13 protein-coding genes are annotated in these 15573 nt (G+C 56.1%); 12 read left to right on the forward strand and 1 reads right to left on the reverse strand.

Annotation, left to right across the window (positions count from 1 at the left end; all coding sequences use genetic code 11):
* Positions 1–6: 6 nt before the first annotated feature.
* The 7 genes from epsG to CSQ95_RS17570 all read left to right on the forward strand — a co-directional run bounded on the left by epsG (position 7) and on the right by CSQ95_RS17570 (position 8743).
* On the forward strand, positions 7–885 hold the full coding sequence (epsG, locus tag CSQ95_RS17540; RefSeq protein ID WP_099410430.1) for a chain length determinant protein tyrosine kinase EpsG: 879 nt from the start codon (positions 7–9) through the stop codon (positions 883–885).
* Entirely contained in the window at positions 885–1793 is a 909-nt protein-coding gene (xrtB, locus tag CSQ95_RS17545) for an exosortase B (RefSeq protein WP_099410431.1), read from the forward strand. The genes epsG and xrtB overlap by 1 nt, the downstream gene beginning before the upstream one ends.
* The gene (gene epsI / locus CSQ95_RS17550) at positions 1790–2491 is read left to right on the forward strand and encodes an exosortase-associated protein EpsI, B-type (protein WP_099410432.1); all 702 of its coding nucleotides are present in this window, start codon (positions 1790–1792) and stop codon (positions 2489–2491) included. Before xrtB ends, epsI begins: the two co-directional genes overlap by 4 nt.
* Positions 2492–2569: 78 nt before the next feature.
* The gene (locus CSQ95_RS17555) at positions 2570–4162 is read left to right on the forward strand and encodes a hypothetical protein (RefSeq protein WP_143449996.1); all 1593 of its coding nucleotides are present in this window, start codon (positions 2570–2572) and stop codon (positions 4160–4162) included.
* The gene (locus CSQ95_RS17560; protein WP_099410434.1) at positions 4159–5421 is read left to right on the forward strand and encodes a lipopolysaccharide biosynthesis protein; all 1263 of its coding nucleotides are present in this window, start codon (positions 4159–4161) and stop codon (positions 5419–5421) included. The genes CSQ95_RS17555 and CSQ95_RS17560 overlap by 4 nt, the downstream gene beginning before the upstream one ends.
* A gap of 47 nt (positions 5422–5468) precedes the next feature.
* Complete coding sequence (locus CSQ95_RS17565) at positions 5469–6143, forward strand: glycosyltransferase family 32 protein (RefSeq protein ID WP_218963616.1); 675 nt, start codon at positions 5469–5471, stop codon at positions 6141–6143.
* A 380-nt stretch (positions 6144–6523) separates the two neighbouring features.
* Complete coding sequence (locus tag CSQ95_RS17570; RefSeq protein WP_257218093.1) at positions 6524–8743, forward strand: heparinase II/III family protein; 2220 nt, start codon at positions 6524–6526, stop codon at positions 8741–8743.
* Between the two features lie 59 nt (positions 8744–8802).
* On the opposite strand, the gene CSQ95_RS17575 is transcribed toward CSQ95_RS17570, so the two are convergent.
* The gene (locus tag CSQ95_RS17575; protein ID WP_099410436.1) at positions 8803–9210 is read right to left on the reverse strand and encodes a serine O-acetyltransferase; all 408 of its coding nucleotides are present in this window, start codon (positions 9208–9210) and stop codon (positions 8803–8805) included.
* Between the two features lie 289 nt (positions 9211–9499).
* Here CSQ95_RS17575 and CSQ95_RS17580 point away from each other — a divergent pair, with 289 nt between their 5' ends.
* The 5 genes from CSQ95_RS17580 (at position 9500) to asnB (ending at position 15569) form a co-directional block, all read left to right on the forward strand.
* Positions 9500–10705, forward strand: a complete 1206-nt coding sequence (locus tag CSQ95_RS17580) for a glycosyltransferase family 4 protein (protein ID WP_099410437.1) — start codon at positions 9500–9502, stop codon at positions 10703–10705.
* 37 nt (positions 10706–10742) lie between these two features.
* Positions 10743–11726, forward strand: coding sequence for an acyltransferase family protein (locus CSQ95_RS17585; protein ID WP_180279088.1), 984 nt, complete (start codon positions 10743–10745; stop codon positions 11724–11726).
* A 61-nt stretch (positions 11727–11787) separates the two neighbouring features.
* Positions 11788–12474: an acyltransferase gene (locus CSQ95_RS30300; RefSeq protein ID WP_099410439.1), complete on the forward strand. Its 687-nt coding sequence runs from the start codon at positions 11788–11790 to the stop codon at positions 12472–12474.
* Positions 12475–12591: 117 nt separating this feature from the next.
* Entirely contained in the window at positions 12592–13674 is a 1083-nt protein-coding gene (locus tag CSQ95_RS17595) for a glycosyltransferase family 4 protein (RefSeq protein WP_099410440.1), read from the forward strand.
* Positions 13675–13700: 26 nt separating this feature from the next.
* Complete coding sequence (gene asnB / locus CSQ95_RS17600) at positions 13701–15569, forward strand: asparagine synthase (glutamine-hydrolyzing) (protein WP_099410441.1); 1869 nt, start codon at positions 13701–13703, stop codon at positions 15567–15569.
* Positions 15570–15573 lie beyond the last annotated feature (4 nt).

Consider the following 15573-nt stretch of genomic DNA (forward strand, 5'->3'; position numbering starts at 1 on the left):
AGCATCATGAATCCAGTCCCACATTCTGTTCAGACCACCCCAACCCTGCCGCGTGGCGGCGACTCGAGCATTGGCGGCTTGCTGCTTGAATCGGGCAAGATTTCGCCTGAAAATGCCGAGCGCGTATTGCGCATGCAAAAAGAGCTGGGCATTCGTTTTGGCGAAGCCGCGCAGCGCCTTGGGCTTGTGACGGAAGCCGATATTCAGCAAGTTCTGGCGCGCCAGTTTGACTACCCTTATCTGCAAGCGGGGCAGGGGGATTTTTCCGACAAGCTGGTGGCGGCCTATCAGCCATTCAGTGCCCAAGTGGAAACGTTGCGCGCTGTGCGCAGTCAACTCATGTTGCGCTGGTTTGCGCGCGGCCATAAGGCGCTGGTCGTGATGTCGGTTAACCCAGGTGAAGGTGCGAGCCTGTTCGCCGCTAACCTGGCCGTGGTATTTTCACAACTTGGGGAGCATACCTTGCTGGTGGATGCCAACCTGCGTACTCCGCGTCAGCATGAGATCTTTGATTTGAAAGGCCGGCAGGGGCTGTCGGACATGCTGGCCGGACGCGCTGATCAGGGGGCCGTTACTAAAATCGACTCTTTTGTCGATCTGTCCGTACTGGGAGCCGGCACGCTTCCTCCAAACCCGCAGGAGATGCTGAGTCGTTCGCCGTTTAGCGGACTCAATGCGCAGCTGGAGTCCCGCTATGATGTCGTGCTTTACGATACCTCCGCTTTTTCCGTTGGTTCCGATGCCTTGATCACGGCAACCCGGGCTGGAGGCGTGCTGCTGGTGGCGCGCAAGAATTACACGCTATTGCATGATATCCATGCGATGACGGAGCAAATGGTACAAAGTGGCGTCGAAGTCGTTGGTTCCGTGCTGGTAGATTTTTGATGAGTGCGCTTAGCCATCCTGCATCGGTGCGTGACAAGTTGCCGTCGCGCGCGATCATTCTGGAATGGTTGCCGATCATTATTGGCTTCCTGGCGCTGTACCTGCCATCTTTTTACTCGCTTTTCCATGGCATTTGGGCGACAGAAGACCAGGCGCATGGGCCGATCATTTTGGCGCTGTCCGTGTGGCTGCTGTATCACCAGCGTGCCAAGCTTCTGGAACGTGCCGATCCCCGCGGCTCTCCTGTGCTGGGTTCGTTCATGTTCATCTTTGGCCTGCTGCTGTATGTCGTCGGCGTCTCGCAACAGATCCTGGCGTTTGAGATAGGCTCCTTTGTCGTCGTTACGATGTCGATTGTCTGCTTCAAGTTTGGCGCGGCGTCGCTGCGCGCCGTGTGGTTCCCGTTTTTCTTCATGTTTTTCATGATCCCATTGCCTAGCGCTATCGTCTCGGCATTGACGCTGCCAATGAAAATCGCCGTTTCCTATGTCACGGAACACCTGTTGTTCTGGGCTGGCTATCCCATTGCACGCAGTGGCGTGATTCTGCAGATCGGACAATATCAATTGCTGGTTGCCGATGCCTGTGCCGGTTTGCAGACATTGTTGACGCTTGAGGCACTGGGCCTGTTCTACCTGAATCTGGTGCGCCATACTTCGCCGTTCCGTAATATTGTCCTGGCGACGCTGATCATTCCGATTTCCTTTACCGCCAATGTGATACGCGTCATGACGCTCACGCTCATTACATATTATTTTGGTGATGCTGCAGGTCAAGGTTTCCTGCATGGTTTTGCCGGCATGGTGCTCTTCATCAGCGCATTGATATTGATTATTAGTCTAGACACCTTGTTGCAATGGATAGTGCGCCGCGGCAATAACAAACGCAGCCAGGAAGGCCAGCCATGAATACGCATACACAAGGGAGCAAGGCCTGGATCAGCGGCGTGATACTGGGCCTGTGCATGTTGTTCGCATTATGGCTCGGGCAGCGAGCTACCCCCACGATCCGCATCGCCGACAGCCGGCCGAAAATTATGCTGGAAACGGCGATTCCTGCTGCATTCGGCGACTGGCAGGAAGACCGTGCGCAGATTTCCGCCGTTGTCAATCCAACGGCGCTTGAGGAAATCAACAAAATTTATAACCAGACCCTGACGCGCACCTATGTCAATCGTGAAGGCGAACGCATCATGCTATCGATTGCCTATGGAACTGATCAGAGCGACAATTTGTCGATTCACTTCCCCGAAGGCTGTTATGGTGGTCAGGGCTTCGCGGTCGGCCCCACCACGCATGAACCACTGGATACGGTAGCAGGCAGCATTCCAGCCTCGCGTCTGGTAGCGGCTTTAAATAATCGCAATGAGCCGATCATTTATTGGGTCGTGGTTGGCGAGAAGGCTGTTAACGACATCTGGCAGATGAAAAAGGTCAAGCTGGCCTATGCGCTGGATGGCCGCATTCCTGACGCTACTCTGATGCGCGTATCGACGATTACGCAGGATAATGAGCATGGCTTTACTTTAGCCCAGGATTTTGTCAATCAGATGCTGTCTTCCATGACACCGGCGCATCGTCGTCATTTCTCGGGCCAGGGCAGCTAACGCTTGCCTGGCGAGGTTGCCTGGTTTGCAGCCCAAACTATCATTGTGGTGCGAGCTTGCACCCAAATTGGAATCAAGATGAGTTTTTTTCGAGCTAAGTTGAGCCCGGCAGGTGTGCCGCAAACGAATTCCTCCCGCCGCAAAAACGCGGGCTTGCGCATGCCGGGCGCCTCTACCGTATTGATTGCGCTAGGCGTGGCTTTCCTGGCGCTGCTGCTCGGTGCTGTGGTGGCGCTCGGTTCGAATCAATTGACCCTCATTCTTGCCGGTATCATGCTGATCGTGCCGGTAGTCGCGGTGGTCAACACGAAAAATTTGCTGCCGGTCCTGTTTGTGTTTACTTTCCTGGTGCAGGGCATGGCGCAGTATGCGTTCAACCTGCGTTTGGCGGCGTGGCTAGGCAGTGGCCTCGGCGCCCTGTTTTTCGCCCGAGCCGTTCTTGAGCTGAGTTCCTTCAATGGACGCCGTGAACTGGCGCCGAAGCCCGCTTTCGGCGCCAGCGCCGTCATCGTTGCCTCATTCCTCTACTTGTCCTTCTTTTTCTTCGGCATGGCCATTGGGCACCTGAGTTTGCCCAAGATGATTTCCGCCTTTCGCTTTTGCGTACCCATGTTCGGCGTGTTGTTTGCGCTGTACTGGTTTGAATGGCCGTTGAACCGACTCCAGACGCTTTGGAAACTGATCGCCATCATCACAGTGATCCAATTGCCAATTGTAATTTACCAGCATTTCTTCATGATGAGCAGCCTGGGTTGGGATGGGGTCGTTGGCTCTTTCGGACTGGGCATGAGCGCTACGTTGGTCTTGTTCAGCACGAGCGGCCTGCTGTATGTGGTGGCGCGCTGGGTGCGCGGCCTGAGCGGGCCTTTGCTGCCGGCTGGCATGCTGGCGGTGGTTCTGGCAATCAGTATCCTGGGTGAAGTTAAAGCAGTTTTTGTCTGGCTGCCTTTGGCCCTCTTTTTGATCCTGCGCCAGCGCGTGCTGAAAAACATCTTTGCCTTTGTTACCTTTGGCCTGTTTATTGGCCTGTTTATGGGGGGCACATATGGTGCCTACAAGGCACTGTACTGGGGTGACGTGATCGGTGGCGGCAAGACGGTGGAAGAAAAGCTCGACCGGACGGGCGGATATTTCTTTGATCCGCGCAGTGTCAACTACACCACCGGCGAGGTGGGGCGCGGCGCCTCCATGTATCTTTGGTATCGCGACCCCATGCCGACCCTGGTGGAGCGCCTGGTCGGCTACGGGCCGGGCGCAAGCGCCACGAATGCAGGTACGGGACAAGGTATTGTCGCGGTGCGTTATCGTCGCCTGGCCATCAACGCCACGGCCATTTCCGCGTTGCTATGGGATGTCGGCGTCCTCGGCTTGCTGGCCTTCCTTGCCATCCCGCTGACGGGTATCGTGGCGGGTCTGCGTTACGTGAAATTCTCGGGGGCCGATCCGGAACGGCTGGCGATAGTGGATGTCAGTACGGTCACAATGATCATGCTCAGTACGACAGTGATCTACAACCGTGCCTTGCTTGATGAATCCACCTTGCAATTGCTGATGTTTTTCAGCCTGGGCTGCATTGTGCATTTCTGCCGTTACCGTCATGCGGATGCGGCAGCTGTTCAGCCGCTTCAGAAGCCGCGCACAGCGCGTGCCGGGGCACTGCCGGGACGATGAGCCATTCGCGCAGCAGTTTTAATAATTTGCTTAAAAACAGTTCGATGATGTTTCTGCTGAACATAGCTTCAGCAGGCGTCAGCGTACTTGCCATTCCACTCAGCCTGAAGATCATCGGTATCGCCGCATTCGGTCACCTCGTGTTGGTGCAGTCAATTGCGCTGGCCGTATTCACCGTGTGCAATTTTCAGTATTGGCAGGGATTGCTGATTGAGTTGCCCGGCCGCCGCTTGTTGCCGCAGGCACTCAGTGCGGCTGTCTGGAAAAGTGCGCGTTTCGAGCTGCTCGCGGTGTGCGGGGTCATGGCCGTGATGCTGATACTTAAGCTGTTTCAGCTAAGCCAGCTAAGTACCTTTTCTTTGTCTCAGCTGATATTGCTGGCCTTGGCAGCCATCTTTCCTATTGTGGGTACCCCCACGGCTTATTTTCGCCTGATTAACAAATATCAGGTGTTGATGCTGGCTGGTTTGCTGAGCAGTCTGTTACGCCTGCTGTCACTATTTTTGGCAGCGCATTTTTCGCCAAGCGCATTTATGCTGGTGCTGGCCTATTTTGTGCCGGAAGCACTGCGCTGTGCGGGCCTCTTCTTATATATTCACCTAGCCAGGAAGGGACTCGATGGCAGCCTCGAGGCCAGCACCGTGGATCAGAGGCGCATAGTCAGAGCTGGGCGCTGGAGTACTTTCCAGGCGATCTGTGACTTGCCTGTGGCTCAGCTGGACCGCGTGATACTGGGTTTTTCGCTGTCGGGAGAGTACCTCGGCGTATTTAGTATCCTGAAGCGGATTTATGCCTTGGTGAATATGGCCAGTGCCCCGTTCTATTCAGCCTCCATTCCCGAATTTGCTTCACGCGTCAACGCGGGCGACGTGCGCGGTGCTTTTACGCTTTGGCTGAAAACGCTGCGCGTGCTTTCAGGCGTTTCGCTGGTCGCCGGAGCGCTGTGCTTTGCCAGCCAAAAATTATGGATGCCGTTGATATTTTCTGGCCTGCAGAGTTATCCATGGGAGTTTGCCGTGGTGCTGGCCAGCGCCATGCTGGCGGGAACCTTTGTAACGACCCATGCCCTATATTGGTCGCTTGGCAAGTTGCGGCAGACGACTATTATCGCGATAGGGTCGAATGTCTTTTACCTGATGATGTTATGGCTGCTGACTTCGCACTACGGCCTGCTTGGCAGTGTCAGCGCATTCCTCGTGCATGTTTCTCTTGTGGCCATATTAAAAATATTCTTACTACGGCGTTTGATGCCTCAATAAATATGATACCTAAGCTAATACATTATTGCTGGTTTGGCGATGGACAGATGAATGGCTTGCACGAGCGGTGCGTGGCATCATGGAGAAAATACTGTCCCGATTATGAAATCAAGCTATGGAATGAGAGTAATTCCAATTTGGATAATGCCTATTGTCGCGCGGCGATCAGGCAAAAAAAATGGGCATTTGTCGCCGATTGGGTTCGTTTTGACGCACTGGTGGCGCATGGCGGCATTTATCTGGATACCGATCTCGAATTGATCCGTCCGATTGATGAGTTACTAATTGGCGTGGACTGCCTGCTGGCACGCGAAAGCAAGCGTTCTATCGCCACCGCATTTATCGCCTGTCAGGCTGGTGATTTGACGATGCAGCATGCGCGCAGTCTTATTGCTGATGAGCTAAGCAGGCGCCAGATGTTTGCCACTTCACCGCATATCCTCAAACGCGCGGTCGCCTTGGCAGGCGAGGACCATAGCAGGATTCTGGCGCCCAAGTCGTTTTATCCGTTTAATCCGTATGATCCCGATATCGCGCGCAATCCCCGGCAATTCATGTATGCGGACGTTACGGCGGAAACCTATGGCGTACATCACTATGGATTACATGGTTCCTGGGCCGATGGGCGCCTGCAGCGGCTGCTATCCCGTGCCTTGGCAAAATTTGCTATTCGCCGTAAATGGCAGATTTCCTTCAATCCTTTTCCGGGAAACTGGAATTAATATTTTGATATCTATTCGCTTGTTGGTTAGTCATGCTTAAAGCGCTATATTTATCCATATTTCACATTTCATTTTCGTAAATGGTTGCTTAGGTCGCATTCTGAGCGGCTTTGCGCATATGTGATTTTTGTGGGGTGGTTGTCTCTAAGCGACAGTTATTTACAATTCCTTGGTGTATAGTGGCGGCTGAATGCAACATTAATCAGGTGTTTCTGGCGCTGCCGTTTTTCCCTGTTGCCGTTGTTTTAATTGAAGAAGTTCCCCCTTGAGTCCGATATGTTCACTGGTGAGTTGACACCGGCAAGCCTGACTGCAGTCTGGGAGGCGCTTATCATGCCCTTCACCTCTATATCAGGAGATATCAAATGCCTACAAGAATAATGACCAGTTCGGGCTTGTTGCTGGCCAGCCTGCTGGTGACTTGTTTGCCCAGCCGTGCAGACTGGGTCATGTCGGCCACGCCAGGCATCGTACGCCCTGCGCCAGATCAATTACAGACTCAGCCGCAAAATCCCCCTTCCATCACATGGGCGCGTCATCGGACTTATCCGGCGCAATATGTGGTTGAAATCCAACGTAAGGGCGGGACGACTACCTCCTATACGGTCAGCCGCAATTTCATCCTGCTAGCGCAGCCCCTTGAGGCTGGCCAGTATGCGTGGCGGGTGCGCCCTCTGAGTTCGGTTATCGAATGGTCGGATTGGCGTGGTTTCATGATTGATGCGACATCCAAACAATTTGTCGTGCCCGAGAATAATAATATTGGTACGGCGATACTTGCTCACCCACGTCCGCGGCAACTGGCGACCAACTTCCAGTTGGCAAGCAACTGGTCCGCTGCAATGCGCGCAGATCGCGGCGGTGCCCTTGCCAAGCTCACTACCGAAGTGAATACGCGTATGATTTCACTGGCGCCGGTATCTAATGCGAACTTCCCCCCCTTGTCATCGACGGCAGGCGCCGCGGCAATTTCCGCCCAATATGTGCTGGTGTCGAATACGATGGGGAGCGTGATACGGCAGATGGAAGCTGCGGCGCTCATGTATCGACTCACCCTCGACAAGAAGTATCTGCAGGAAGCCATTGCGCGAGGCGACCAGATCGCTTCGCTCGATCCCGAGGGCGCAACCAGCTTTACGGCGCAAGACCAGGTGGCGCGCATGATGTCGCTGGTGCTGGCCAAGGGGGCCGACTTGCTCTGGAATGAGCTGGATACGCCACGGCGCAAGGTCTGGATGGACATGGCGATTCTGCGCGCGCGCCCAATCTACGATAATCTGGCGGTGGGCAATGGCCGGCTTGACCAGACACCGCTGGACTCGCACGGTATCGAGGCACTTGGCTACCTAAGCCTGATTTCTGTCCTGGCACTGGGCGAATCACCTGAAGCGAAGGTCTGGCTCGATTTTGCAGTGCGCTCATATGCGCACTTGATCCATGTCTGGAGTGGCGCCGAAGGGGGCTATTCCAATGGCACGGCGTATGCGCAGTACACGATCGACATGCAGATGCAAGTGTGGCAGCCACTGGCCCAGGCAACCGGCATCAACCTGTTTGAAAAACCATGGGCAGCGGGCTTTGCCAGTTTCTTCATGCAATTCACTCCGCCTGGCACCCCTAGCCATGTGTTTGGCGACGTACATGAAGGCGTGCCTGATCAGGCATTGATGAAAGCGTTCATCTCGCGCCAGAAAACGCCCGCTGCGGCGTGGTTTGTCAACAACACGGTGGGAGAGGAAAATCCGATTACGTTGCTGCAGGCGCCGTATCCCCTGCCAGTGGCAACAGTGACCGCCCCGGCGCCGCCGCCGAATGCGATGCTGTTTCCAAGTATCGGCTGGGTGGCCATGCATAGCAGTATGGCCGACCGGGCGCGCACTTCCGTTTTCTTCAAGTCCAGTCCGTATGGCTCCTATAACCATAGTCATGGTGACCAAAATAGCATCGTGATCAACAGCGGTGGCCGCAAACTGCTGACGGAGGCGGGTTATCAGGATTATTTTGCATCGCCGCAAGCGATGAGCTGGTATCGCACCACCAAGGCGCACAATGCTGTGACGGTCGATGGCGGGCTGGGCCAGCCAGTCGCCGGCACGCTGGAGTTGCTGGATCGCAAGGGGCGCATTACTGCCTTCCACACGTCGCCGACGCTGGACTATGCCGAAGGCGATGCCTTGCCCGCTTACAACGGATTGTTGACGACGGCATTACGCAAGGTCTGGTATTTGCGCGGTCAGGATATGGTAGTTGTGCTTGATACGCTCGCTTCGGCGACACCGCGTATTTTCGAATGGAACCTGCATGCTGCCGCGCCCATTACCTTTACCACTGCCAATGCGGCAAAGATCGTCAACGTTGATCGCAGCCTGTGTCTGCAATCGTTATCGACTGACGGTACGGCGCTGGCCAAGCGTTTGAGTCCGCCACCGAAGGTCGGTACGATAGAAGACCACGCGGCCTTCGTCAAACCGGCTGCGGCATTGAAAGGCGAGTTTCTGGTGGTGCTCGATGTGGGTTGCAAGGGAATCAAATCGCAGCTGACGAAAACGTCGACAGGACGACAACTCACCGTGGGCACGCAGTCTATCGTCTTGCCTTGATGCAAACTTGATGACACTGCCGGCGCCATGCCGGCAGTGTTGCAAGCTCGCTTGCGGTTCTAAAAAACGGGGCGCGCCGGGATGCCGACCGCGGTGGCACCGGCTGGCACGTCATGCAGCACTACCGCATTGGCGCCTATCTTTGCGCTGCGGCCTATCGTAATGGGCCCCAGGACACAGGCGCCCGCACCAATTTCCACATCATCTTCGATCACCGGAACCTTCAGCAATCCAGCGCGCCCACCGATGGTGACGTTCTGCGATATCTTGACGCGGTCGCCAATGACGGCACGTGCATGCACAACGGTACCCAGCCCGCTATATGCCAGCAATACGTCCTTGCCCATTGTTACGCCTGGCGGCAACACCACGGCAAAGAGCATGCGGTTGAGCACGTAGAGAATTCTTGGCAGGAACGGGATGCGATGGCGGTGTAGCCAGGCAGACAGGCGAAATATTTTTAGCATGGGGAGCGCGGCCTTTTCAAGTTGGCGGTGTATGTACGGCGGCGTGGCGACGGCAGACGGCAGACGGCAGCGTAACCGGATAGCTGGTGACATTGCAATGAAATATCGGATGTATGGCCTGTTGCCCTGTACACTTTATTCTGGCAGTACGAGTCATTCTGCCGAAGATATGGTGTAACTGACATTGTTCGCAGGCATGGATGGTACAATTATAATAATTCTATGCCATTTATGATAATATTTTTCGTCCTCGACGATTGATTCACCTTGCCTCTGCGACTCTTCATACATGTTTCTCAAAATACTACAGCTCGTGCCTGAGGCATTGCCGACCTTTCGTCCGGATGTGGCTGTCCTGTTCGGTAAATATTTGCCCCGCCATCAAGTCGTATGTGATCTGGTGGGGACGGCGGACAGTGCGCCATTCCAGGAACAGAACTTTGCCTCGGCGCAGCGTCCCCTTTATCACTCCAGCCGCTTGCGGCGCGAATGGTCGTTCATCAAGCTGAGCCTTCGTAGTCTGCTGTCAGCCCGGCGTGGCGACTGCCATATTATCCAGGTACGCGACATGGTGTCGATCGGCCTGCTTGCAATGTGTATTGCCCGCTTCAAGAAAATTCCATTTACCTATTGGGTCTCCTACCTGATGTGCGAAGGCCGCATAGAAAACGCGCGCCATCAGCTGGCTCGCCAGCCCAGTCTGCGTCAGCGGCTGGTACTGGTCAAAGGATTGTTGGAGGCGCAACTTCTATACCGGCTCGTCTTGCCGGGTGCCAAGCACATTTTCGTGCAAAGCGATGCCATGCGTGACTATATGATCGCAAAAGGAATTCCTGCCGAGCGCCTGAGTGCCGTGCCGATGGGCGTGGACATGGAACTCATGGAAGGCGCCCCCCGATCGAGCAGGCGTCCGGAAGGCTGGCAGGACGTACCGCTGCTCGCCTATCTTGGGACCCTGGACAAATCGCGTAATGTCGAACGCCTGATCGAGGCGCTCCAGTTGTTGCGCGTAACGGTTCCGCGTGCCTGTCTGTTATTGATCGGCGGTTCTCCCTATGTACAGGACGAGCAGGACTTGCTGCAGTACGCGGAGCGTGCCGGCCTGTCCGACGCTGTCCGCATTACCGGGTGGCTGCCTTCGGCGCAGGCCTGGGAATTGCTGTTGGGCGCCGATCTGGCGCTGTCCTATATTCCACGCGGAGTCCGCTACGATGTCAGTTCTCCTACCAAATTACTGGAATACCTGGCCCTGGCAATGCCCGCCGTCGGCAATGACAGCCCCGACCAGGTGCAGGTGCTGGAGGCCAGTCAGGCCGGCTGGCTGACGGTTAGCATGCCGGCCGCCATGGCCAGCGCCATGGACGAGGTGCTGGCCAACCCGGAACGCGCCCGTTTGCGCGCCAGCCATGGGCCGGCGTATATTGCCAGCGCGCGCAGCTATGCCATCATTGCTGAGCAAGTTGCTCAGCAATATCGCCATATCGCAGCCGCCTAGGCTTTTGCCAAGTACCGAAGGCAAAGGAGATCAATGGATGGGAACTTTGTCACCAGCAAATAGTGCCCCCCCGCGTGACGGGGTGCTCGATGGATTTCGCGTGGTGCTGGCCGTCATGGTACTGGCTTTGCATGCCGGAAGCGAGGCGGTTGGCGAAGGGGCCTATTTGACGGTCAATGGCCTCTTCCGCATAGCGGTACCCGTCTTTTTCATTATGAATGGCTATTATTTCAGCAAGGCATGTACGAGCAGAGCCACTTTTCTTTCCTGGTTGAAAAAAGCTGCCGGTATTTACGCATTCTGGATGGTGCTGTATTTGCCATGCTACCTGCATCCGCAGGCACTCTCCGGTATGACTGCCTGGGCCATGCTGTTTGCCACGGTGGTGATGGGGTATCACCACCTCTGGTATATGTCGGGCCTGATCTGTGCCGGTATCTTGCTATATTGCCTGCGTAAGCAGGCAAGCGCCCGTCTTGCTGCCATGGCCGCCATCTTGTTTGTGATGGGGGTCTGTCTGCAATATTGTCGTGTTTATCACAATTTCTCATCCTCTCTGCTGCAAAATATCGTGGCGCTGAACTGGATGTCCCGTAATTTTTTGTTTTTTGGCTTCCCTTTCCTGTGTGCGGGCTTCTTGATCGCCAGACATGCCTGGCGTCCGCGAAGCCGGGCGGCGATGGTGAGCGTTGCCGCTGCAGCATTGCTTCTTGTTCTGCTGGAGGCGCATGCGAACTATCTCTTGCAAGGCGCGACCAAGAAAGGTTTCGACATGGTGTTTGCGCTGGCCCTGGCAGCACCAGCATGCTTCATGGCAGCACTGCATGCCCCCCCGCACGGCAGCATGCTGGCCTCCAGAATGTCATCCGCAGTCTACTTTATTCATCCTGCTTGCCTGGCCTTGGGGGTCTATTGGGGATGGCAAGACTGGGGAAGCCTGACCTTGGCAGGACTGTTCCTGTCGCTGCTTGCCAGCCTGCCGCTGATGCTGTTGGCGCGACGCTGGCGCTATATTTTGTAAGTTGCACGACTGTCCCGCACCTTGTGGATAGTTCTGTTATTAATGACTTGGGATAATCGGTATGCTTGCTTCCATAAAAAAAATTCTTGCTGCGCGGCGGGTACGTCGTTTTGAGCAGATGCTTCGCGGGCGCGGCGTTGCGCTTGGTGAAAACATTCGTTGGGGAAATTTGAAGACCATCAGTATCGATGTCACGCGCCCAACCTTGCTGGAAATTGGCGCGGGAACGACGATCAATTCTGGCACGGAGATTCTGACGCATGATTTCGTCACCAACCTGTTCCTGGATTTGCATGGCGACTTCGTTAATTCTTCGGGTAAGGTGGTGATCGGCCGAAACGTGTATTTTGCCCGCAACTGCACTGTACTCAAGGGGGTGACCATCGGCGATAACTGCGTGATCGGCTATGGCGCTGTCGTCACCAAGGACGTACCGTCTGGCGCGATCGTAGCGGGCAATCCGGCGCGGATTGTCGGAAATATCGAGCAATATTATGAAAAGCGCAAAGTCAAATGTGTGGCTGAAGCCTTTGAGTATGCGCGCAGCATCCAGGAGCGTCTGGGGCGGCGCCCTGTGGTGGAAGATTTCTGGGAAGAATTTCCGTTGTTCATGGATGGCCACCAACTGGACGACCGCGTGCCGGTGAAACGCCAACTGGACCGGGCCTATCCGCGGTATGTGGCGAATCACAAGGCGCAGTTCGCATCCTTTGAGGCTTTTCTCCATGCCGCCGGCATACGCGATTGAGAATCATATCTGAAAAGCAAGTTTTTATGCTTGCGCCAGTTTTTCTCGCTGCGCAAAGTGATATCGCGCGCACACTGGTTACATGATTAACTAGATTGCAAAAAAATAATTTATAATATGAAAATGATTACTGTGATGTTGCTTGGACCGTCCCTTGATGCGGTCAGTGGGGTCAGTACCCATCTGAATCAAATGTACCGTTCCAGCTTGTCGCGAGATTTTCATCTTGTACATTTCCAGGTGGGCAGCGAAGGGCGCGGGGAGTCGGCACCAGGAAAATTGCTGCGTCTTGTGATCAGCCCGTTTCAATTTGCCGTATCGTTGTTGCGGAAACGTCCCGACATTGTCCATGTAAACACGTCGATGGAGCAAAAGAGTTACTGGCGCGATATCGTGTATGTATTTATCGCCAAACTGATGGGCAAACAAGTCGTCTATCAGGTCCATGGCGGCGCGCTGCCAGAGAATTTTTTTGGCAACCGGCCGTTGCTTACAGGCCTGTTGCGCAAGGTGCTGCGTTCTGTTGACAAGGTTGTGTTGCTGGCACAAACGGAATTGCGCGCCTATCAACATTTTGATGACGCACTGCCGTTGGCGGTGATACCGAATGCCATCGATATCGCCGATGATCCGCAGGACAAACGAATGCATGTCCGTCCCTTGCTGCTGGTCTATGTGGGAAGGCTGGCGGAAAGCAAGGGCCTATTCGAATTGCTTTCGGCTCTGGCTATGGTTCGCTCTGCCGGCGTCACCGCGACGTTGAAGATCGCCGGTAGTGGCCCAGCCGAGGTCTCCTTGCGGGCGAAAGTCGTCGAATTGGGCTTGCAGGACGCCGTGAGCTTCCTCGGGCCGGTGTTTGGCAAGGAGAAAGACCAGTTGTGGAAATGTGCGGATGTATTTGGGTTTCCAACGCATCATGAGGGCCTGCCCTATGCCTTGTTGGAGAGTATGGCGGCCCGTACGCCGGCGCTGGTGTGTCCGGTGGGCGCCATTCCCGATGTGATGCAGGATGGCGTGCACGGATTTTTCGTGGCATTGCGCGATCCACAGGCACTGGCGCAGGCTATTTTACGGCTCGATGGGGACCGTGCCTTGCTGCAAAGCATGGGCCAGGCCTGCCGCTTGCGTATCGAAAGCCAGTATTCGCTGGAGCGCCTGGCACAGGATTTTCGCGATACCTATGGCGCACTGCGTCGATAAGATTACTTTTCAAGAGGCTGTTATTCATGTGTGGTATTGCTGGCTTCATTCTCCCCGTATCTGTTCCTGGACAGCGTGACATCATGACCGCGATGGGGGCGGCAATTGCCCATCGGGGTCCTGACGATACCGGCATCCTCGATGTCGTCAGCAGCGACGCGCAGTATCGCGTGGGCCTGGTGCACCGGCGCCTGTCGATCATCGATCTGGCCACCGGCCACCAGCCGCTGGGCAATGCCGACGGCTCGGTGCAAGTGATTTTTAACGGCGAAATCTACAATTTCCAGTCACTGCGGGAAGAGTTAATTGCCTTGGGGCATATCTTCAAAACCGCGTCCGATACGGAAACCATCGTGCACGCGTATGTGCAGTGGGGCGAAGAGTGCGTGCGGCATTTCCGCGGCATGTTTGCCTTCGCCATATGGGATGCGCGCCACGACCGTCTGTTTATCGCGCGCGATCCGTTCGGCAAGAAACCGCTGTTTCTGTGCGAACACGCGGGCGGCCTGCTGTTTGCCTCGGAAATCAAGGCCTTGCTGGCCGTTCCTGGTGTCGCCGCGCAAGCTGACGAGTCCGCCATTTGGGATTATTTCGCCTACCGCTACGTGCCGGGCCCGGCAACCCTGTTCCAGGGTATTCGCAAACTGGCGCCTGGTTCCACCCTGACATGGGAAAACGGCGCACTGCGCGAACAGGTGTATTTCACGCCTGCCGACAGCCGGTCGCGCGTGGCGGCCCCGTTGCCCGCCGACCCTGTCGCCACCTTCCTCGACAAGCTCGATGAATCGGTGCGCATCCGCATGATTTCCGACGTGCCTTTCGGTGCTTTCCTGTCCGGCGGCATCGATTCGTCGGCCGTGGTGGCGCTGATGTCGCGCCATACGGAATTGCCGGTCAAGACCTTTTCCGTTGGCTTCAAGGAGGGCGGCTTCAGCGAACTGGCATATGCGGCCGATATCGCCCGCCAGTTCAAGACCGATCACCATGAACTGGAAGTATCGGTTGACCAGGTCATCGCGCTGCTGCCCGATCTTGTGCGTTTCCGCGACGCCCCGGTGGCCGAGCCGTCCGACATCCCTATTTATCTGCTGGCAAAAGAATCGCGCAAGACCGTGAAGATGGTCTTGACGGGCGAAGGCTCCGATGAAATCCTCGGCGGCTACCCGAAGCACGTGTACGAGCGCTATGCGGGCAACTACCAGATGCTGCCGGGCCTGCTGCGCCGCGGCCTGATCGAACCGGCCATCGGCGCCTTGCCGTATCGTTTCCGCCGCGCCAAGACGGCCATCGTGAACCTGGGCCTGGAAGCGTTCGACGAGCGCATGCCGCGCTGGTTCGGCATGATGTCCGACCAGGAGCGCGCGCGTCTGGTGGCCATGCCGGCGCCGGCGCGCCAGCGCGATCCTTCACTGGGCTGCGGCAGCGCCGGCAACAGCGCCTTGCGCCGCATCCTGTGCTTCGATCAGCTGAGCTGGCTGCCCGACAATCTGCTCGAGCGGGGTGACCGCATGACCATGGCTGCCTCGCTCGAGGCGCGCATGCCTTTCATGGACCACGAGCTGGCCGCATATGTGTCGAGCCTGCCGGACGAGTACCGCGTGCGCGGCCGTACCACCAAGTGGATCTTGCGCGAAGCCATGAAACAGCTGCTGCCGCAAGCCATCCTGGAACGGCCGAAGGTGGGCTTTCGCGTGCCCGTCAACGAATGGTTCCGCGGCCCCATGAAGGATTATTTGTATGAACACTTGACGGGCGCCGATTCGCGCACGCGTCACTACTACCATGCGCAAGCCCTGCAGCAGGTGCTGGCCGAGCACGTGGCCGGGCGGCAAAACCACGAGAAGCTGCTGTGGAGCTTGCTCACCCTGGAAATCTGGCACCGCCAGTATCTGTGACATG

The sequence above is a fragment of the Janthinobacterium sp. BJB304 genome, from assembly GCF_002735765.1.
Lineage (GTDB): Bacteria > Pseudomonadota > Gammaproteobacteria > Burkholderiales > Burkholderiaceae_D > Janthinobacterium.